Origin of the sequence: Streptococcus sp. 2022WUSS037, from assembly GCF_044427225.1 — a bacterium.
Classification (GTDB): domain Bacteria; phylum Bacillota; class Bacilli; order Lactobacillales; family Streptococcaceae; genus Streptococcus.
Genome location: NZ_JAOTGJ010000018.1, coordinates 1 through 19,400 on the forward strand (window position 1 = coordinate 1; position 19,400 = coordinate 19,400).

Consider the following 19,400-nt stretch of genomic DNA (forward strand, 5'->3'; position numbering starts at 1 on the left):
TAGACAGCTATTTCCAAACGCCAAGATTGTTCTGGATCGCTTCCACATTGTTCAACACCTCAGCCGTGCTATGAACCGTGTTCGTATTCAAATTATGAATCAACTTGATAGAAAATCACAGGAATACAAGGCCTTGAAACGCTACTGGAAATTGATACAACAGGATAGTCGTAAAATCAATGATAAACGATTTTATCGCCCTACGTTTCGGATGCACTTGACTAACAAAGACATTCTAGAAAAACTCCTATTTTACTCAGATGAACTACGAAAGCACTATGAACTCTACCAACTTCTCTTATTCCATTTCCAAGAGAAGAACTTAGACCATTTCTTTGACCTCATCGAACAGGAAATAGCCACTGTTAATCCTATTTTCCAGACGGTATTTAAGACATTTCTAAAGGATAAAGACAAGGTTTTAAACGCCATGGAATTGCCTTATTCCAACGCCAAGTTAGAAGCTACCAATAATCTCATCAAAGTCATTAAAAGAAATGCCTTTGGTTTCAGGAACTTTGAAAACTTTAAAAAACGGATTTTGATTGCTTTGAACAGTGAAAAGGGCTGGGGATAGCCCTTTTCAGCTTATCTCCTGAAAATAGGAAAGAGATAAAGAAAGAGAGAACGAAGTTCGTCCTCTCTAGGTCTTATACTCAATGAAAATCAAAAGTAGCCTAGGAAACGAAGCCGAAGATAGAACTGGAGTTCATCAAGGCAAGTTGACAACGGATAATTTTGATTTTCGAAGAGTATTAGCTTTTCATCTACCCACTACAGTTGACAAAGAGCCAACAAGAGTAGACTTGCCTCGGCAAGTCTATTTTGTGCTTAGTTCTTCTGATAAAACTTATTGTGTTGGTAGATAGGGTCAAAGGTAAGATTGATACCTAATTTACGAAGAACACTCTTATCTTCGTCAGATAAAATGACTGTTGAATGAGCTTCGCTGCCATTTAATTGGCCCAATTCTTTCATGGCACGTGCGGCAAGAGGGCTGTCTTGTGCTGTGATGGCGAGGGCGTTAAGGATTTCACTTGCATCTAAACGAGTATTATTTTTATCCAAATAATCTGACTTCAATTCTTGGATTGGGCGGATGTAGTTTGGTTCGATAAGAAGTGTTTCATCATCGATGTTAGCGATTTGCTTGATAGCATTGAGAAGAACAGTTGCAGTTGGTTTGAGGAGGTCGGATGTTTTTCCTGTTACCATCTCTCCATTTGGCAACTGAATAGCTAGGGCAGGGCTAGCTGTCAGCTCTGCTTTTTCGCGGGCAGCGATAACGACCTTACGATCGGCTGGTGTCACACCGACTTCATTCATGAGGAGCTCAATCTTTTTAACTGCTTGCTCACCAACCCGCTCTGCCTTGAAATCAACCAATGTCTGGTAGTAGCGGCGGATAATTTCTTGCTTGGATGTTTCGATAGCCGCTTCCTCGTCCACGATGGAGTAGCCCACCATGTTGACACCCATGTCCGTAGGTGAAGCATACGGTGATTTGTTCAAAATACGTTCAAAGGTACGGTTGAGGACAGGGAAAACCTCGATGTCACGGTTGTAGTTGACCGCAGTTTTGCCGTAGGTTTGCAGGTGGAAAGGATCAATCATGTTGAGGTCGTCAAGGTCAGCAGTTGCTGCTTCATAGGCCAAGTTAACGGGATGGTGGAGTGGTAAGTTCCAGACAGGGAAGGTTTCAAACTTAGCATAGCCTGATGTTACGCCATGCAATTGGTCGTGGTAAAGTTGGGAGATACAGGTCGCCAGTTTACCAGAACCAGGTCCAGGTGCTGTGACGACAACCAGATTGCGACTGGTTTCGATGTAGTCGTTTTTACCCATGCCTTCTGGTGAAATGATATGGTCAATATCAGAAGGATACCCTTTGATTGGGTAGTGGAGATAGGACTTGATACCATGTTTTTCCAACTGTTTGCGGAAGGCGTCTGCGGCTGGTTGGTTGCGGTATTGGGTAATGACCACAGAACCAACATAAATATCAATATCATTAAATGTATCAATCAAGCGGAAGACTTCTTGGTCGTAAGAAATACCTAGGTCGCCGCGTGCCTTAGAATGCTCGATGTTGCTGGCATTGATGGCGATGACAATTTCTACTTGGTCTTTTAACTCTTGGAGGAGCTTGATTTTGTTATCTGGTTCATAGCCAGGTAAAACACGGGCTGCGTGGAAATCTTCCAACATTTTTCCACCAAATTCCATATAAAGCTTGCCTTCAAATTGGGCAATTCGCTCTAAAATGTGATCACGTTGCAAATTCAAGTATTTAGTTGAATCAAATGCGATTTTTTTCATTATAAATATGTCCTCCAAATATGTATTATTCTCTGGGAAAACAAAAAATAGCTCCCTAAAACTAGGGAGCCTTTTCTCCGACCTCTCAAAAGAGGTGCCCGAACAATACTATAACAAACTGTGCTAATCTTGTCAAGAAAAAGTCAGATAGAATAAAAATTAAACAAGTGTTTAAAAAATATTTAATTTTTATAAAATTAAGTATTGACTTTATTAAAATAAAGTGTAAAATAATATTAAACAAATGTTTAATTAAATTAAAAGGAGTTTCTTATGAAAAAACTAGTCAACAATAAATTGTTCCTGTCCAGCTTTGTGGCAGACTTGATTTCTAACTTTGGAGATACGCTTTACTATCTGGCTTTGATGAACTATGTTTTACTCTTGCCAGATACCAAGTTTGCCTTAGCTATGATTACCGTATCTGAAACCTTGCCGATTTTGGCAGGCCTCTTCATCGGAATCTGGGCAGATAAGACCAAAAACAAATTGGATACCATCCTAGCGACCCTACTGGTTCGTGTTGGTTTGTATACCTTGGTTGGTTTCCTCATGGGATTTACCCCAGCCCTGTGGGTTGTGGCAGTGGTCTGCGTCATCAACTTCCTGTCTGACCTTGCTGGTCAATACGAAAACGGTCTCTATATGCCAGTCAGCTTGCGGGTTGTGGCTGCTGAAGACCGTGAAACAGCTATGGCTTTTAAAATGACTGTTAAAAATCTCTTGCAGATCGCCTTTCAAGCCAGTGGTGCCATCCTGATCGGATTTATGTCCTATCAAAACCTAGCCTTCTTCAACGCTGGGACCTTCTTGGTCAGTCTTGCGATTATGGCAGGTTTGCGTCCAGCTTTTGCCAAGTTGTTGAAAGAGAGTCCTATCCAAGAAGTTGAACAAACCGAAACAGAAGCAGGACTTATCAAGGGAATTGGTCAGAGTATCAAAGATTCCTACCAAGCCGTGCAGAATATTCCTGTTCTTAAAGCGTCAATCATTACCATTGCAAGCTTGAATGCGATTTTTACTGCCCTCTCACCATTAGCAATTCTTAATATGAAGGAGTTTTCAGACTTTGTGATTGTCAATGCGGGGACAACGGTGGCTCTGATTTCCATTCTCTTCTCAGTTGGTAGTATCTTGGGGTCAAGTATCGGTATGGCTCTTTTCAAAAATGTTAGCTTGGTCAACCTCCTCAAGTTTTCTACTCTTATGCCTGTTTTACTTTTCTCAGGTTTCTTTCTTCACAACATCTATGTAGTATTGGCAGTTATCTTTGTAACGGCAGTGACACTGGGAATTTTCAACCCGAAAATGAGTGCTCTGGTTATGAATGAATTGCCGGAGGATAAATTAGCGACAGTCGGTGGAGGGATTGATGCTTTCTGCCAGATTGGTATGGTAGCAGGTCAAGCCTTGGTCGCCCTTATGGTGACGGTGCTTTCTGCGACAAGTATTTCTCTCATCTTCCTCTTGCTTTCTGTGGGACTCTTGGGTTATAGCATTTTTACAGGAAAAAATACTGAAAAGATTGTAGCTAGTGCATAGATAGAAAAATTTGACTACTAGAAGGAAAATTACTTTGAAAAAGATACTCAACAATAAATTGTTCTTATCAAGCTACCTAGCAGATGTGATTTCCAACTTTGGCGATACGCTTTACTATCTGGCTTTGATGAACTATGTCTTGTTTTTACCAGATACCAAGTTTGCCTTGGCCATGATTACGGTTTCTGAAACTCTGCCAATCTTGTCGGGACTTTTTATGGGAATCTGGGCTGATCGGACAAAAAATAAATTGGATACGATTTTGGCTACTCTGGTGATTCGTTTTGTTCTTTATGCCCTCGTTGGCTTACTGATGGGATTTACACCAGCCCTGTGGATTGTAGCGGTAGTTTGTGTGGTCAATTTCCTATCTGACTTGGCTGGTCAGTATGAAAACGGGCTTTATATGCCACTTAGCCTGCGGGTCGTGGAGGCAGAAGACCGTGAAACAGCCATGGCTTTTAAGAATACCGTGGGCGGCATCTTGATGATTGTCTTTCGATCCAGCGGTGCCATTCTCATCGGCTTCATGTCTTACCAGAATCTTGCCTTTTTCAATGCTGGGACCTTCTTGGTCAGCCTTGCGATTATGGTAGGTCTGCGTCCAGCTTTTGCCAAGTTGTTGAAAGAAAATCCTATCCAAGAGGTTGAACAAACTGAAACAGAAGCAGGACTTGTCAAGGGAATTGGTCAGAGCCTTAAAGAATCTTATCAAGCCATTCAAAACATCCCTGTACTAAAAGCTTCTATTCTGACCATTTCGGGTATCAATACGGTTGTTAGTGCCGTATCTCCCATGGTTATCCTGTCTATGAAGGAATTTTCAGACTTCGTGATTGTCAATTCTGGTATAACTCTTGCCTTGGTATTCAATCTATTTTCTGTTGGTTACATCCTTGGCTCTAGTCTAGGTATGGCTTTCTTCAAACATATCAGCTTGTCCAATCTGCTCAAGTGTTGTACAGGTTTTTCGGTCATCCTGTTTGTTGGCTTCTACCTTCATAATATTTATATTGTGATGGCGACTATCTTAGTCACTACCATGACGACTGGCATTATCAATCCAAAATTGTATGCCCTGATAATGAATGAACTACCCGAAGATAAATTGGCGACTATCAATGCAGGAATGGGGACTATATTCAATATTGGGATGCTTGCAGGTCAAGCCTTGGTCGCCCTTATGGTAACAATCTTATCTGTTACAAGCATTTCCCTCATCTTCCTCTTGCTTTCTGTGGGACTAGTAAGCTATACTATTCTTGTGGGGAGTAGGCCTAAAAATGAAGTAGTTGTTAAAGCTTAGAAAGTATGCGTATGAAATTAGATTACCGAGATTATAGAAGCGAAATTGTCGAAAAATTCTTTATTCCTTTAATTGTTACGGAACGTGAGGAACCGATTGAGGCGGATTTTTCACAGAAAGAAAAAGACATTCTCAAAGATGCCTTGGACATTCGTGATGAGATGGAAGAAAAGTTGGCGGATTATCGTCAGGAGGTTAATGAGGTCTTTGTCTGGGGACATATCTTTACAATCCTGCACACCTTGTATTTCTACCTCTTGGATCAAGGACAGGATCCTAAGACAGTCAAGGAAGCTTGTCAATTGATTTTAAAGCTGTCTCAAGAAGAAGTAGAAGATGCCATGCGAACCATGTTGGCGTCTGAAAATGACGGACATCGTGAGAAGGGCCTCAGCCTCATGGAACTCTTGGAAAAAACGGATAAAAAGCCGGCAGATAAGTGGTACTGGTCACTGGCTATTCGCAATCCCTTGGAAACGGTTCAGCGGTCTGTCCATCTCTTGGATAAGATGCTTCCAATCTATCAGCCCTATTTTGAAGAGGCAAGAGCGGAGCGGGAAAAATTTGCTCGTGAATTTGACATTGAAAAACTCTATCAAGAGTCCAAGCGGTTATCCATGACTAGCTTGGATGCTTTGAGTGTTGAAAATGCTCAATTCTTCGTTCTCAGTCCGTGGAATTATTGGTTTGCTTATTATGGCAATGAACAATTTGACTATATGAAAGTCGCTCTTTTAGCTTCCTGTCGAATTGATCAGATTATGCTGTCAAATGACGAGCTGGATCTGGATGATTTGACAACGGCTCTTAAAGTCATCAGCGACAGCACGCGCTATCAGGTCTTGGTGGAGCTGACCAAGCCCCATGCTAAGAGCAAAGATATTGCAGAGCGACTGGCTATTACAGGGGCAGCGGTATCTTTCCACACCCAAAAGCTGATTAACGGCGACCTCCTTCTCTTTAATGCCAAAGATAAGAATATCAAATACAGTGTTAATCGCGACCTGCTCCAACAGGTGATTGATAAGTTGAAGGAGGATTTTGATTTGTAAAAAAGCCTTGTAAGTTAGATCTTACAAGGTTCTTTTGTGCTTATACTCTTCGAAAATCAAAATTAGACGTTGTTGACTTGATTTGATGAACTTCAGTTCTATCCACATCTTACGGTCACGAACCAAGTTCGTCTAATTTCCGACCTCCAACAGTCTATTCCCAGACTGTTGGAGCTAGTCTGTTTTTGATTTTCATTGAGTATTAATGATGAACCAGCTGAGCAGTTGGCAAGTGATGATGGTGATGAAGAAAACCAGCCAGCCTTGCTGTATTTTGGTCAGGTAACTAGTTTCTAGGAAGAAAAAGCTGATTTCGACGGGTATAACATGGATAAAATAATAATAGCTGGCGTACTCTTTGAGAAATTGTAATTTCTTTTGGCGGAAAAGGTCTGTGGTCAGGGTCCAAGCGACTAGATAGGCCGTGAATGGAATCAGGCTAACTAGAAAGTTCTTGTCGTAGCCCTGATTGAGATAGATGATTGTAGCTTCAAAGGCTAAAAGGGCTATGTAGACAAGTAGTTTAGTCTTTTGTCGGTATTGGAAAATGGGTTGATTGAGTTTGTCGGCTAGATAAAAGCCTGTCAGGACAAAAATCGGTGCGTAGAAGAGGCCGTTGCGGCTGGTGAAAAAGAAGGTTTTGTAGCTGTCAAATGCGGTCAGGAAAATCGATTCTGTCAGGTAGGAGGAGTAGGTTTCGACTGAGCCTAGGAGATAGAGAAGGCAGGCTAGACAAGCTGTGATGCGCCAGCCCCATTTCTCCAAGGAAAAATGAACGAGGACAAGACCTAGAAAGAAGGCGGGCATGTACCAGAGTTGGTAGCTGGTGCCGGTGTAGGTCAGTCCGACTAGGAGAGCGAGAGGATAGTAGGGGAAGGGGATTTCTTGGAGTGTTAGGTAGATGAGGTAGAAGGGAAGGTAGAGGGCGGACCAGGTCAGGTATTGTTTGCTGTAGCGGATCAGGTATTGTTTGGAGAGGCTGGGATAGTTACGTCGGAGGAAGAAGCTGGCTGTGACCATGAAGTAGGGAACGACCATGCGACTAAAGATGGATTTTTGGATGAAGTGGAGCTGGTCTGCTTCAAATAGTCTGCGGCAATGGAGGGCGATAACGAGAATAGCTCCGATGAACTGGATGAGGGAGAGCAGGGATGTATTGAGTGGTTTTGTCTTATTTTGCATGTTAATATTTTTCTTTTTTCTTCCATTTTATCGAAATCTGATGAATATGTAAATGTTTGCAAAAAGATGTGGAGAGGTGCTGGCTGAAACTTAGTTGACAAGAGAAGTCCAGTGGAAAATATGGTATAATGTTAGGACGGAGTAAATGTAAACCATCTATTTCGTTTAAGTTAGAAAGGAGCATATAGATGAAAGATTTACATGCAAAATTATTGGCTGATTTTGGGATTGATTTTTCGGATTTGAATTTATTAGAAACGGCTTTTACCCATACTTCTTATGCCAATGAGCATCGCCTTCTAAAAATTTCACATAATGAACGATTGGAATTTTTAGGAGACGCTGTTCTCCAGTTGATGATTTCCAAGTATCTCTATCAAAAATATCCTGACAGACCAGAGGGGGAAATGTCTAAGTTGCGTTCGACCTTTGTTCGTGAGGAGTCCTTGGCAGGATTTTCACGTGCCTGTGGCTTTGATCGTTTTCTTCGTCTTGGTAAAGGGGAAGAGAAGTCTGGGGGACGAAATCGCGATACTATTTTAGGAGATGCATTCGAGGCTTTCTTAGGAGCTCTGCTATTGGACAAGGGGGAAAAGACCGTGGAGGAATTTATCCATAAGGTCATGATTCCTCGCTTGGAGAAAGGGAACTTTGAGCGCGTGACTGACTACAAGACTGCCTTGCAGGAAATTTTGCAGGTCAATGGTGAAATCGCAATTACTTATCGTGTGGTAGCCGAGTCTGGCCCTGCCCATGATAAGACCTTTGAAGTGGAGGTGTCTGCCGACCAGCGTGTAATTGGTCGTGGTCGTGGTCGCTCAAAGAAATTAGCTGAACAAGCCGCCGCAAAAAATGCTGTGGAGGCTAGAGGATAGGTATGTATCTAAAATCGATTGAAATGCAGGGCTTTAAGTCCTTTGCGGATAAGACCAGGGTGGTCTTTGACCGTGGAGTGACGGCCGTTGTGGGACCAAATGGTTCTGGCAAGTCCAATATTACAGAAAGTCTGCGTTGGGCATTGGGGGAATCTTCTGCCAAGAGCCTGCGTGGAGGCAAGATGCCTGACGTTATCTTTGCGGGAACAGAGAGTCGGAAACCACTCAATTACGCGTCTGTTGTCGTAACCTTGGATAATTCTAGCGGATTTATCGCGGATAAGGCTAAGGAAATCAAGGTAGAGCGTCATATTTATCGGTCAGGTGATAGTGAGTACCTGATTGATGGGAAAAAAGTTCGTTTGCGGGATATTCATGATCTTTTCATGGACACTGGCTTGGGTCGTGATTCATTCTCGATTATTTCTCAAGGTCGGGTAGAAGCGATTTTTAATTCCAAACCAGAGGAACGCCGTGCTATTTTTGAAGAGGCGGCAGGGGTCTTAAAATACAAGACCCGTAAGAAAGAAACAGAAAGTAAGCTGGCTCAGGCTCAAGGGAATTTGGACCGCTTGGACGATATTATCTATGAACTGGATAATCAGGTCAAACCATTGGAGAAACAGGCACAAACTGCTAAGAAATTTCTAGAATTAGATGGTCAACGTAAGGAATTATACTTAGATGTTTTGGTGGCTCAGTTGTCGCTTGGTAAGGAAAAGTTATCGGAAAAAGAGGCTGAACTAGATACCGTTAAAACTGAATTGACCAGCTATTACCAACAGCGGTCTGAATTGGAACAGGAAAACCAGACCTTGAAAGAAAAGCGCCATCGTTTATCTGAACAGATGGAATGTGAACAGGCTGTTTTACTAGATTTGACCAAGTTAATCAGTGACTTGGAGCGAAAAATTGAGGTTCATAAACTGGAATCCAGTCAGAATGAATCCAGTCGTCAAGAGGCTCAAGAGCGTTTGGAAAGCATGCTAGGGAAGCGGGCTAGTTTGGAACAACAGATTGGGCAAAGGCAAGAAAGAATTGCTCAGTTGGAGCGTTCTTTGTCTAGCTTGAAAGAAGATATTGCTGCGGTGGATAAGGAAATTTCCTACTTCTCAGAAGATCCAGATCAGATTTTGGACCATCTGCGTGAACAGTATGTTGCGCTCATGCAGGAAGAGGCAGAAGTTTCAAACCGCTTGACCAAGCTTCAACAAGATATTGCCAATCAAATCAGTCTGTCAGAAAGCAAGTCGGCAGACCTGGCACGTTTGCAGGCTGAAAAAAATCAGGCTCAAGAAGAATTGGATAAGAGCCGACTTGCAGCAGAGCAGGCTGACCAAGTCTTGCAGGATTTACTGGCAGCTTATCAGACTCAGAAAGCAGAGCTAGATCAGGCTCAGGCTGCCTATCAGGCTGAGCAAAGTAGTCTTTTTGATTTACTGGATTTATTGAAGGGCAAACAAGCTCGTCAAGCTAGCTTGGAAGCCATCTTAAAAAATCACTCCAATTTCTACGCAGGGGTCAAGGCTGTCTTGCAGGCTTCGTCTAGTCTAGGTGGGATTATCGGGGCAGTCAGTGAGCAACTGACCTTCGATACTCGTTACCAGACAGCTCTGGAAATTGCTCTTGGTGGGGCTAGTCAAAATGTCATCGTTGAAGATGAAGCGACTGCTAAACGTGCCATTACCTTTTTGAAAGAAAAACGGCAAGGTCGTGCGACTTTCTTGCCTTTGACAACCATCAAGCCTCGCCAGCTTTCGGGTCAGCAAGTTTCTATACTTGAATCTTCTGACGGCTTTTTGGGGCTGGCTAGTGAGTTGGTGACCTACCAACCAAACTTAGATGCGATTTTCCAAAATTTATTGGGAATTATCGCGATTTTTGATACCATTGACCATGCCAACCAGGCGGCGCGTGCGACTAAGTTCCAGGTCCGTATGGTGACCATGGACGGGGTCGAAATCCGTCCAGGTGGTGCCTTTGCTGGAGGGAGCAATCGGAATAATAGCACGACTTTCATCAAGCCGGAATTAGACGTCCTTTTAGGAGAAATAGCAGAGCTATCTAGTCAGTTGCAAGAACAAGAAAGCTTGGTTGCGACTAAGAAGAAAAGTCTAGACCAGATTAGAGAAAGCTTGGAAACCATTAAGACCGAGGGTGAAGAGGCTAGATTGAACCAGCAGAGTGCAAGGATTCATCAGGAACAAGCAGAAAATCGTCTGGCCCAAGTGACAGCCCAGTACGACCTGCAAATGAGCCAAGTCAGTCCAAGCATTCTAACGGAGTTGGAAGAAGAAGCGGCCAAGGAAGCAGTCAATCTTCAAGCTCTGATGGAGAAAAAACAAGCCTTGGACCAGCAAATCAATCAGGTGCGTGACAATCGTGATAGTATCCAAGAGAGCTTGCAAGCCTTGCAGGCCCAGAAGGGACAACTGACCTTGGAGCAGGCAGAAGTTTCTAGTCAGTTGCGCTTTGAACAGACAGACCTTGGTCGATTACAGGAAGAAAAAGCGGCTACAGAAAAGGATATTTCTCTCCTAGAGGATATAATTGACCAGAAATTAGTAGCTCTCGAAGATACAAGTATTGACATCCTTGAAGAGCAGTTACAGGCTGCGATTGACAAGCAAGCACAGAACAATCAGATTCAGATTCGCTTGAAATTTGAGCTGGAAGATATTGATGGCCAATTTGAAGATTTGGAAGGCCGCTTGGAGCAGGCGCGGACTAAGAATGACGACCTCATTCGCAAACAGGCTAAGTTAGAAGCAGAATGTGAGCAAGCAGGAGATAGATTACGGACCTTGCTAGGCAATTTGACTGAGCATTTCAAAGTGAGTTTTGAAGAAGCCCAGTCACAGGCCAAGGAAGTTGAGAATTTGCCTCTTGCTGAACAAGGTCTGAAAGACTTGGAACGTTCTATTCGCGCTCTCGGTCCTGTCAACCTGGATGCCATTGAGCAATATGATGAGGTTAACAACCGTCTCACCTTCCTCAACGAGCAACGGACCGATATTTTATCTGCGCGTGATTTGCTCTTGAATACAATTCATGAGATGGACGACGAAGTCAAGGAACGCTTTAAGGTTACTTTTGAAGCCATTCGCGAAAGCTTCAAGCAGACTTTCAGACAGATGTTTGGCGGTGGTTCTGCGGACTTGATTTTGACGGAGCAGGATATTTTGACTGCGGGCGTAGAGATTTCTGTTCAACCTCCGGGCAAGAAAATCCAATCGCTCAATCTTATGTCAGGTGGCGAAAAGGCCCTCTCGGCCCTCGCTCTGCTATTTTCCATTATCCGCGTCAAGACTATTCCATTTGTCATCTTGGATGAGGTGGAGGCAGCCTTGGATGAGGCCAATGTCAAGCGTTTCGGAGACTATCTCAATCGCTTTGATAAGGACAGTCAGTTTATCGTCGTGACCCATCGGAAAGGGACTATGGCGGCGGCGGATGCCATGTATGGGGTGACCATGCAGGAATCTGGCGTGTCCAAGATTGTGTCGGTCAAACTGAAAGATGTGGAAGCCTATACAGATTAAGAACTTGAAAAACTTGGAATTTTCCAGGTTTTTTCTTGTGGAAAAATCGGAAACAGTATGGAATATGGTATAATAAAAGGACTGGACGGAGGTTGTTTGTTATGTATAAGAAAATCATTGCAACGGATATGGATGGGACATTTTTACGAAGTGACCATGGATTTGATGCCAGTCGTTTTCGGAATTTGTTAACGCAGTTTAAGGAAAAGGGCTATTTGTTTGTAGCGGCTAGCGGTCGTTCTCTGCCGAGTCTCAAACAGTTGTTCGAGGAATTTTTAGATGATATTGCTCTGGTTGCTGAAAATGGGGCTGTTGTTGTCTATCGCAATCAAACCATCTATTTAGACGATCCCATTCAACCATCGACTTATCTACCCTTGGTGGATGAGCTGATTAAGAGTGGTTATGTTCATCCGCAGCATGTTACCTTGTCTGGCTTGAAGGCCTCTTATATGTTGGATAAAGTTGAAGAGGAACTATACAGAGAATTGTCTGGTTATTATCATGACATTGTATTGGTACCGAGCTTTGAAGATATTTCTGAAGAGATTATCAAGTTAAATCTTTACATCGATGAAGCCACTCGTGTAGAAGCACAGGACTGGATCAATCATCATTTTAAACAATTGACCGCTGTGACAACTGGCTTTACTTCGATTGATATCATCTTGTCAGGTGTTCACAAGGGGATCGGACTTTCTCACCTCTGCCAGCACTTAGGGGTGACTGGAGAAAATCTGATTGCCTTTGGTGACAATCAAAATGACTTGGAAATGTTGAAACTGGCGGCCTATTCGGTTGCGACAGAAAATGCTATTGATGAAGTGAAAGCGCAAGCAGATCTGGTCATTGGGCATTGCAATGATGAGGCAGTCATGGCTTATATGGAGGAATTAGTAAATGGCAATTAAGTTGATTGCATTGGATTTGGATGGAACGCTTCTGACATCGGACAAGCGGATTTCAGAAGCCAATAAAAAGGCCTTGCAGGCGGCGCGTGAGCGTGGAGTTTATGTAGTTCTGACAACAGGACGGCCCTTGCAAGCAATTGGAACTTTCTTGGAAGAATTGGATTTACTTGGTGAAAACCAGTATTCCATCACCTTTAATGGTGGTTTAGTCCAGGAAAATACAGGTCGGGTTTTGGATAAGGTTGGCTTCACCATTGAAGATGTCCGTGCCATCCGTCGTGTGACAAATGATTTGGATTTGCCTCTGGATGTTCTCTATGGTGGTGATGTCTATTCGCTACCTGCTGCCCATGAATCTCTCTATCTAACAGCCAATCCACTTTTGAATAAAATCCCTGTGACAGATGAGGAATTGCCAGAAGATTTTGTCTACAATAAGGCTGTTTCAGCTGTGGCAGCAGACTTTTTGGATGGACAAATTCCAAAAATTCCTGCAGAACTTCACGAGCGTTTCGAGATTTTCAAATCGCGTGATATCTTGCTCGAATGGAGTCCAAAAGGTGTCCATAAGGCAAATGGTTTGGCCAAGTTGATTGGACATCTGGGGATTGACCAGTCAGAAGTTATGGCTTGTGGCGATGAAGGAAATGATCTTTCGATGATTGAATGGGCTGGTTTGGGTGTTGCCATGGCGAATGCGACTGATGAAATCAAGTCTGCGGCCAACCTTGTCCTGCCAAAAACCAATGATGAAGATGGCATTGCTTGGGCCATCGAGCACTATGTATTGAATGAGGACTAATATGGGATTATTTGATCGATTATTTGGACATGAAAAACAAGAGGAGCAAGTTGCTCTTGTTGAAGAAGTAGAAACGGAACAGTCGGCTTCAAGCGAAGATACTGTAACTACTGAAGTTGAGTCAGCTACTCAAGAAATGGAAGAGATCCAGTCTGAAGTAGTAGAGCCTGAATTGACTGCCGAGCAAGAAGCTCAGAAACAACGGACCTTAGACATGATGGCTCAATATTATGCAGCCAAAGAAGCTGCTGCGGCTCGAGTGAAGGAAGCGCAGGAACAAGGCTTTGACCCTGCTATTCAAACCAAGGTCAAGGAAGAGCCTGTTGAGGAAGTTGTTTCAGTAGAGCAAGAAAGTGAGCAGGACAAGTACCAGCGGACCTTGAAAAAGACCCGCACAGGCTTTGGGGCAAGGCTCAACGAATTCTTTGCTAACTTCCGTTCAGTTGATGAAGAATTTTTCGAAGAGTTGGAAGAAATGCTGATTTTGTCAGACGTAGGTGTGCAAGTTGCTTCTACTCTGACAGAGGAGCTCCGCTATGAAGCCAAGCTACAGAAAGCTAAGAAGACAGATGAACTCCGGCGGGTTATCATCGAAAAATTGGTGGATATTTACGAAAAAGACGGCCAGTTCAGCGAGCAGATCAATTTCCAGGATGATTTGACAGTCATGCTCTTTGTCGGTGTCAACGGCGTTGGGAAGACGACCTCTATCGGTAAGTTGGCCTATAAATACAAGCAGGCTGGTAAGAAGGTCATGTTGGTCGCAGCGGACACCTTTCGTGCGGGTGCGGTAGCCCAGCTGGTCGAGTGGGGGCGCCGTGTCGATGTGCCTGTGGTCACGGGTCCTGAAAAGTCAGACCCAGCCAGTGTGGTCTTTGATGGGGTAAAACGTGCCGTGGCAGAAGGCGTGGATATTCTCATGATTGACACAGCTGGTCGTTTGCAAAATAAAGAAAACCTCATGGCAGAGCTGGAAAAAATCGGTCGTATCATCAAACGGACTCTACCTGATGCACCACATGAAACTCTCTTAGCACTTGATGCCTCCACGGGTCAAAATGCCCTCAGTCAAGCCAAGGAATTTGCAAAAATTACCCCATTGACAGGCCTGGTCTTGACCAAGCTAGACGGTACTGCAAAAGGTGGTGTAGTCCTTGCTATCCGTCAGGAACTGGATATTCCAGTCAAGCTGATTGGTTTCGGTGAGAAAATTGATGACATCGGAGAATTCAAATCCGAAGAGTTTATGCGTGGGCTCTTGGAAGGATTGGTATAGAAAAAAGTCGTTAGTTCAATGAACTAGCGACTTTTTCTATCTGTATGCAGCAGTGAGTAAATGGCAATATCCACAATACCACGATTATTTCCTCTTTAACAATGCCTCAATCCAGTCTGATGCGTAGGCAGAAGTACAGCCTTTGGGTACTTTCATGTCCACATAGACAGCTAACTCCTGACCGATTGCAAGGCCTTGTTCTAGATAGTCGGGGTAAGCAACGGCAATCTCCACCAAGCATTGGTTCATGGTCCATTGGACAAGTGGGTCTTCGGTTTGCAAATGCTCGCTAATATAAGCTAGCGTTTCTTCAATTTCTTGGTTTGAAGCAGTTTTTCCAGCAAAGTATTTGGCACGAAGGAACCAACCAAGTCGCTGAAAAATAGCTTGGTCTTGGATGAGTAAGTATTCCTCCCAGTCTTTGCTATCCTTGCGTTTGCTAAGAATGATGGAAGCTAGCTTATCGAGGACGTTGACCGAAACTTGTTCATTGAGGCAAGCTTCTAAAGCAGCAGAAGTCAGCTGGTCAGGTTTTGTTTTGGTAATTTGAATAGCCAGATATTGTGACTCAAGGACACCTGTTTGCCAGAGTGGAGCAAACAAGTCCAGTCGATTCTTATAGGCCTTGGCGATGCCAGAAATAGCTCCCATTGGAACGCCGTAGTAGGGCTTAGTTTCGCCAATTTTTTCATAACGCTTGAGGGTGCCAGCATGGCTGGCTGCTTCAAGTTGGGTGAGTAATTCTTTTATTTGTGTCATGGTAATTAGTCCTCTACCTAGAATCGAATTTGCACAGTCAGTGAAAATTTCTCTTGTTCGTCTTCAGAAAAAAACATCCCAGCACCAGTCCGTTTGCTTGAAGGACTATCAAATTTTGTATTGCGGTATAAATATTCTCTCAATTTATTCCGATCATAGATATGGTAACATAGGATTTCGCCGTCTTCCTTCACTACAATATAGCCTCCATTTGCATCTTCCAAACCAGACCATTTTGAATTCGGTTCCATACCTAGGGCAATAGCTACAAGCAAATCTTTTACTTTGTATTCCACTAATTCCATATCTTCATTGTAGAGTTGACAGTAAGTTTTTACTACATCCGAAACAGATTTGCCGTTAACAGAGTAAGAAGTTAGAAAGAGATAGGCGAGTATTTCAGGCATACGATAATCAATCATTTGTAAATTTCTCTCAAATGTTGAGTTGGGGAGACTATCGAAGATGAGTTCAACCTTATTTTCTTTTAAACATTGTATGCGGTCCTTGATTTTATTTTTGGTAGAAATTGAATGGACCTTTTCTCTCAATTGTTCAGAAATATCAGATGAACACCGATAGTGGATGCGGGTAGCTCCACTTGCATTTAACAAAGTAGGCTTGCTTCCTATATATGATTTTATGGAAAAGCCAATAAAAGGTTGTGTGCCTGTGAAATGATCATGAATTTTAAAGACAATGTCTTTTTTGCTGTCATTACTAGCCTTGATTTTATCTACTTTGAGTTTTGTTAGTAAGGGCTCTATTTCTGGAATTTCAAAAGTCCCCTTACCATTTTGAATAGCTTTTAATAAAATTTCAGCAGACTGTTTGAACTCCTGAATTGGAACACGTAGCAATTCTCTTCCATTTTCTTCTAAAATGATGCAGTTAGTATTGCTATCTCTGATATACTCCTTTTTAAACTCTTCATGGAGGTTCAATGCGGTTAATATCGTATAGAATAAATGTTCAATCTTGTTTAATTGTTCATCGGCCGTAAATATCTTCCCATCAGAGAGAGCTTTTAAGAAGACAAATAGTTCAGCCCACTCACCTTTGTTAACTTTATTAGGCATAGTGCATCCTTTTCTCCATTTCAGCTAGGGCAAGTTCTTCCTTCATAGCATTGGCAACCGCACGCATCATTGGTACAGCAACAGAATTGCCCATTTGACGATACATTTGTGTTCGACTAACTGGGATAATAAAATCATCTGGGAATCCCATCAATCGTTTGCATTCTAATTCTGAAAGTAAGCGGATCCCAGTTTCCCCCCCTTTCACAAAAGTCCCTGTTAAACGCTGGATTTTATGATAGGATGCTACTAGTGTTTTGACTTGAATAGTCGAATGATTATCCACTATTTGCGGTTTCCCATCATCCTTTTTAAAAAGATAGGATTTTTGTAAATGTTCGGAAATGCCATATCCAGTAGGATTATCTTCTAGGATACTGGAAACAGGAACTTTTTTTTCTGGATTTCCTTGTGGGAAAGCAAAACTAGTAATAGCTAAATCAGGGTGAAATCCAACAATCACAATGCGTTTTCGTACTTGGGCTAGTCCAAAATGTTGTGCATCAAGAACGTCAAAGAATACTGAGTAACCCAGTTCTTCTAAACTTTGGAGAATAATTTTAAAGGTTTCACCATTTTGAATGGTCAGTAAGCCGGGGACATTTTCTAAAAGAAACATTTTGGGCATATGGTATTTTAAAATTCTAAGCACATCGAAAAATAGAGTTCCTTGAGTGGAATGTTCAAAGCCCTCTCGCTTTCCAATATTAGAAAATGGCTGGCAAGGAAAACCTGCCAAGAGAACATCGTGTTTTGGAATATCCTGCTCAGCTATTTTTGTGATATCTCCATGAGGTACTTCTCCATAATTTGCCTCATAGGTTTTAGCTGAAAATTTATCCCACTCCGAAGAAAAGACACATTTGGTTTGCTCATCCTCAAACCCTTTTCGTATACCCCCAACACCAGCAAATAAATCAATAAATGTCAATTTACAGTCTTTTTTTACTGACTTTGAAGAAAGATAATGCAATCCTTCTTCTAATAGATAGTGACATTTACTAGAAAAACTGTCGTTTCCTTCTATCTCTAGTTCCTGTATTTTTTGGTAGAGTAAGGGATCAACATGAATTGATTTTGCTATTTTTTTCTCATCTGGACTAATTTCTTTTCTTCCAGCATTTTTTCGGACGCCACCTCTCATAAGTACCACCTTTCTATAACGGAATTATATCATATATTTTTTGATTTTACGAATATATTTTTCAATTTTTAATCCGTATAGCAAAAAAACTGGATTGCTCCAGTTTTTATATTATTATTTCAATAAGCCACGTTCACGATACCACACATCTGGCGTCCAGACCCACTTGCAACCGTAGCTTTCAAGCAAATCAAAGGCTGCATCAGGTCCCATAGTTCCAGCTGGATAGGTGTGGAGTGGGACTTGGTTGCTTGTCCACAAATCAACAATGCGGTCAATCAAGCTCCAGCTTGCTTTCACTTCTTCCCAATGGCTAAAGTTAGTAGAATCACCATTTAGGACATCGTAAAATAGTTTTTCGTAGGCTTCAGGTGAATTTCCAAGAGCAGTTGCATTGTGGCGGAAGTTGAGTTTGGCAGGAGTAAGAGCAAAGTGGGAACCAACTTCCTTACCGTTGATAGATAGCATGAAGCCTTCGGTTGGTTGGATGAAGATGGTCAAGACATTGGCCTCAGAAGGCTGACCAAAAATATCTTCCGCATGCTTGAAGGTGATGGTCACGCGCGTGCCCTTTTCTGTCAGACGTTTACCTGTACGGAAGAAGAAAGGAACATCACGGAAACGGTCAGTATCAACGAAGAAGACCCCTCCAGCAAAGGTTTCTGTCTGAGAACCTTCGGCAATATTTGGTTCATCCAAGTAGCTAACGTAGTCTTTTCCGTCGATGGAACCTGCTGCATATTGACCACGGATAAAGTTGCGTTTGAGGTCCTCATCAGAAGGCTGACGAAGGTGTTGGAAGACCTTGATCTTTTCGGCGCGGACATCTTCCTCCTTAAAGCTGGCTGGCTTATCCATTGCTAGAAGTGAAAGAACTTGAAGAGCATGGTTTTGCACCATGTCTTTTAAGGCGCCAGAATGATCGTAGTAGCCCCCACGATCCTCCACACCAATCGCTTCAGCAAATGTAATTTGGACGTTATCGATGTAATCGCGGTTCCAAATATGCTCAAAAATGATATTGGCAAAGCGAACTGCAAAGATATTTTGCACCATTTCCTTGCCAAGATAATGGTCGATACGATAGATTTGGTCTTCATTGAAGGCTGCTGCCAATTCATCATTGAGTTTGGTAGCTGTAGCAAGGCTAGTTCCGAAAGGTTTTTCAATAATCAAGCGTTCAAAACCTTGTCCATCAACGATTTGCTCAGATTTGAGGTGTTTGGCAATGGTTCCGAAAAATTCAGGTGCCATAGAGAGGAAGAAGACCTTGTTGTGCTGGGTATCATATTTTTCACACAAGTCGTCCTGCAATTTACGAAGAGCTACATATTGTTCCGTGTCATTGACATCATGGCTTTGATAGTAGAAATGACTAGCAAATTCATGAGCTTGACGTGGTGTGTCAGGCAAATCACCTAGTGATTCAATGACGGTTTGCTCAAAAAATTCCTTGGTCCAGGGTCTGCGAGCTGTACCAATTACTGCAAAGTTTTCCTTGATGTGTCCAGCCTTATAGAGGCGGAATAAAGATGGGTAAAGTTTGCGTTTGGCAAGGTCGCCACTAGCACCAAAAATTGTAAACAATACATGTGATGACATAATTTCATT

The 19,400-nt window shown here is 42.6% G+C and carries 15 protein-coding genes; 9 read left to right on the forward strand and 6 right to left on the reverse strand.

Features of this window, described 5'->3' with window-relative positions; genetic code table 11:
• The coding region (locus ODU55_RS07260) for a transposase (RefSeq protein ID WP_398582398.1) at positions 1-577 on the forward strand (577 nt) is incomplete at its 5' end.
• Between the two features lie 254 nt (positions 578-831).
• On the opposite strand, the gene ODU55_RS07265 is transcribed toward ODU55_RS07260, so the two are convergent.
• Positions 832-2,319 carry a DUF1846 domain-containing protein gene (locus ODU55_RS07265; protein ID WP_398582399.1) on the reverse strand — a complete coding sequence of 496 codons (1,488 nt, stop codon included), beginning with the start codon at positions 2,317-2,319 and terminating at the stop codon, positions 832-834.
• A 273-nt stretch (positions 2,320-2,592) separates the two neighbouring features.
• On the opposite strand from ODU55_RS07265, the gene ODU55_RS07270 reads away from it, so the two are divergent.
• From ODU55_RS07270 to ODU55_RS07280, 3 genes are read left to right on the forward strand one after another with little or no spacing between them, the layout of a single operon-like run.
• Positions 2,593-3,861, forward strand: coding sequence for an MFS transporter (locus tag ODU55_RS07270; RefSeq protein WP_398582400.1), 1,269 nt, complete (start codon positions 2,593-2,595; stop codon positions 3,859-3,861).
• A 34-nt stretch (positions 3,862-3,895) separates the two neighbouring features.
• A complete protein-coding gene (locus ODU55_RS07275) occupies positions 3,896-5,167 on the forward strand; it encodes an MFS transporter (protein WP_398582401.1) in 1,272 nt (423 codons plus the stop codon).
• An 11-nt stretch (positions 5,168-5,178) separates the two neighbouring features.
• Positions 5,179-6,219 (forward strand): ArsR/SmtB family transcription factor, encoded by a 1,041-nt coding sequence (locus tag ODU55_RS07280; protein WP_398582402.1) that lies wholly within the window; start codon positions 5,179-5,181, stop codon positions 6,217-6,219.
• A gap of 192 nt (positions 6,220-6,411) precedes the next feature.
• On the opposite strand, the gene ODU55_RS07285 is transcribed toward ODU55_RS07280, so the two are convergent.
• Positions 6,412-7,401, reverse strand: a complete 990-nt coding sequence (locus tag ODU55_RS07285) for an acyltransferase family protein (RefSeq protein ID WP_398582403.1) — start codon at positions 7,399-7,401, stop codon at positions 6,412-6,414.
• A gap of 188 nt (positions 7,402-7,589) precedes the next feature.
• On the opposite strand from ODU55_RS07285, the gene rnc reads away from it, so the two are divergent.
• The 5 genes from rnc to ftsY all read left to right on the forward strand — a co-directional run bounded on the left by rnc (position 7,590) and on the right by ftsY (position 14,807).
• A complete protein-coding gene (gene rnc / locus ODU55_RS07290) occupies positions 7,590-8,276 on the forward strand; it encodes a ribonuclease III (RefSeq protein WP_398582404.1) in 687 nt (228 codons plus the stop codon).
• A gap of 2 nt (positions 8,277-8,278) precedes the next feature.
• On the forward strand, positions 8,279-11,818 hold the full coding sequence (smc, locus tag ODU55_RS07295; RefSeq protein WP_398582405.1) for a chromosome segregation protein SMC: 3,540 nt from the start codon (positions 8,279-8,281) through the stop codon (positions 11,816-11,818).
• Between the two features lie 101 nt (positions 11,819-11,919).
• Complete coding sequence (locus ODU55_RS07300) at positions 11,920-12,729, forward strand: Cof-type HAD-IIB family hydrolase (protein WP_398582406.1); 810 nt, start codon at positions 11,920-11,922, stop codon at positions 12,727-12,729.
• The gene (locus tag ODU55_RS07305; protein WP_398582407.1) at positions 12,719-13,531 is read left to right on the forward strand and encodes a Cof-type HAD-IIB family hydrolase; all 813 of its coding nucleotides are present in this window, start codon (positions 12,719-12,721) and stop codon (positions 13,529-13,531) included. The genes ODU55_RS07300 and ODU55_RS07305 overlap by 11 nt, the downstream gene beginning before the upstream one ends.
• 1 nt (position 13,532) lies before the next feature.
• Positions 13,533-14,807, forward strand: coding sequence for a signal recognition particle-docking protein FtsY (gene ftsY / locus ODU55_RS07310; protein WP_398582408.1), 1,275 nt, complete (start codon positions 13,533-13,535; stop codon positions 14,805-14,807).
• Positions 14,808-14,891: 84 nt separating this feature from the next.
• Here the strand turns inward: ftsY and ODU55_RS07315 are convergent, their stop codons facing one another.
• From ODU55_RS07315 to zwf, 4 genes are all read right to left on the reverse strand, one after another.
• The gene (locus ODU55_RS07315; RefSeq protein ID WP_398582409.1) at positions 14,892-15,566 is read right to left on the reverse strand and encodes a DNA alkylation repair protein; all 675 of its coding nucleotides are present in this window, start codon (positions 15,564-15,566) and stop codon (positions 14,892-14,894) included.
• Positions 15,567-15,583: 17 nt separating this feature from the next.
• The gene (locus ODU55_RS07320; protein WP_398582410.1) at positions 15,584-16,645 is read right to left on the reverse strand and encodes an HpaII family restriction endonuclease; all 1,062 of its coding nucleotides are present in this window, start codon (positions 16,643-16,645) and stop codon (positions 15,584-15,586) included.
• Positions 16,638-17,789, reverse strand: a complete 1,152-nt coding sequence (locus tag ODU55_RS07325; RefSeq protein ID WP_398582411.1) for a DNA cytosine methyltransferase — start codon at positions 17,787-17,789, stop codon at positions 16,638-16,640. The genes ODU55_RS07320 and ODU55_RS07325 overlap by 8 nt, the downstream gene beginning before the upstream one ends.
• Positions 17,790-17,903: 114 nt before the next feature.
• Positions 17,904-19,391, reverse strand: a complete 1,488-nt coding sequence (gene zwf / locus ODU55_RS07330; RefSeq protein WP_398582412.1) for a glucose-6-phosphate dehydrogenase — start codon at positions 19,389-19,391, stop codon at positions 17,904-17,906.
• Positions 19,392-19,400: the final 9 nt, after the last annotated feature.

Bases quoted from the DNA above. Each gene is read 5' to 3' on its own strand.
- ODU55_RS07305 (WP_398582407.1), top strand. From the start codon at position 12,719: ATGGCAATTAAGTTGATTGCATTGGATTTGGATGGAACGCTTCTGACA.
- ODU55_RS07300 (WP_398582406.1), top strand. From the start codon at position 11,920: ATGTATAAGAAAATCATTGCAACGGATATGGATGGGACATTTTTACGA.
- ODU55_RS07315 (WP_398582409.1), bottom strand. From the start codon at position 15,566: ATGACACAAATAAAAGAATTACTCACCCAACTTGAAGCAGCCAGCCAT.
- smc (WP_398582405.1), top strand. From the start codon at position 8,279: ATGTATCTAAAATCGATTGAAATGCAGGGCTTTAAGTCCTTTGCGGAT.
- ftsY (WP_398582408.1), top strand. From the start codon at position 13,533: ATGGGATTATTTGATCGATTATTTGGACATGAAAAACAAGAGGAGCAA.
- zwf (WP_398582412.1), bottom strand. From the start codon at position 19,391: ATGTCATCACATGTATTGTTTACAATTTTTGGTGCTAGTGGCGACCTT.
- ODU55_RS07270 (WP_398582400.1), top strand. From the start codon at position 2,593: ATGAAAAAACTAGTCAACAATAAATTGTTCCTGTCCAGCTTTGTGGCA.
- ODU55_RS07325 (WP_398582411.1), bottom strand. From the start codon at position 17,789: ATGAGAGGTGGCGTCCGAAAAAATGCTGGAAGAAAAGAAATTAGTCCA.
- ODU55_RS07265 (WP_398582399.1), bottom strand. From the start codon at position 2,319: ATGAAAAAAATCGCATTTGATTCAACTAAATACTTGAATTTGCAACGT.
- ODU55_RS07320 (WP_398582410.1), bottom strand. From the start codon at position 16,645: ATGCCTAATAAAGTTAACAAAGGTGAGTGGGCTGAACTATTTGTCTTC.
- rnc (WP_398582404.1), top strand. From the start codon at position 7,590: ATGAAAGATTTACATGCAAAATTATTGGCTGATTTTGGGATTGATTTT.
- ODU55_RS07285 (WP_398582403.1), bottom strand. From the start codon at position 7,401: ATGCAAAATAAGACAAAACCACTCAATACATCCCTGCTCTCCCTCATC.
- ODU55_RS07280 (WP_398582402.1), top strand. From the start codon at position 5,179: ATGAAATTAGATTACCGAGATTATAGAAGCGAAATTGTCGAAAAATTC.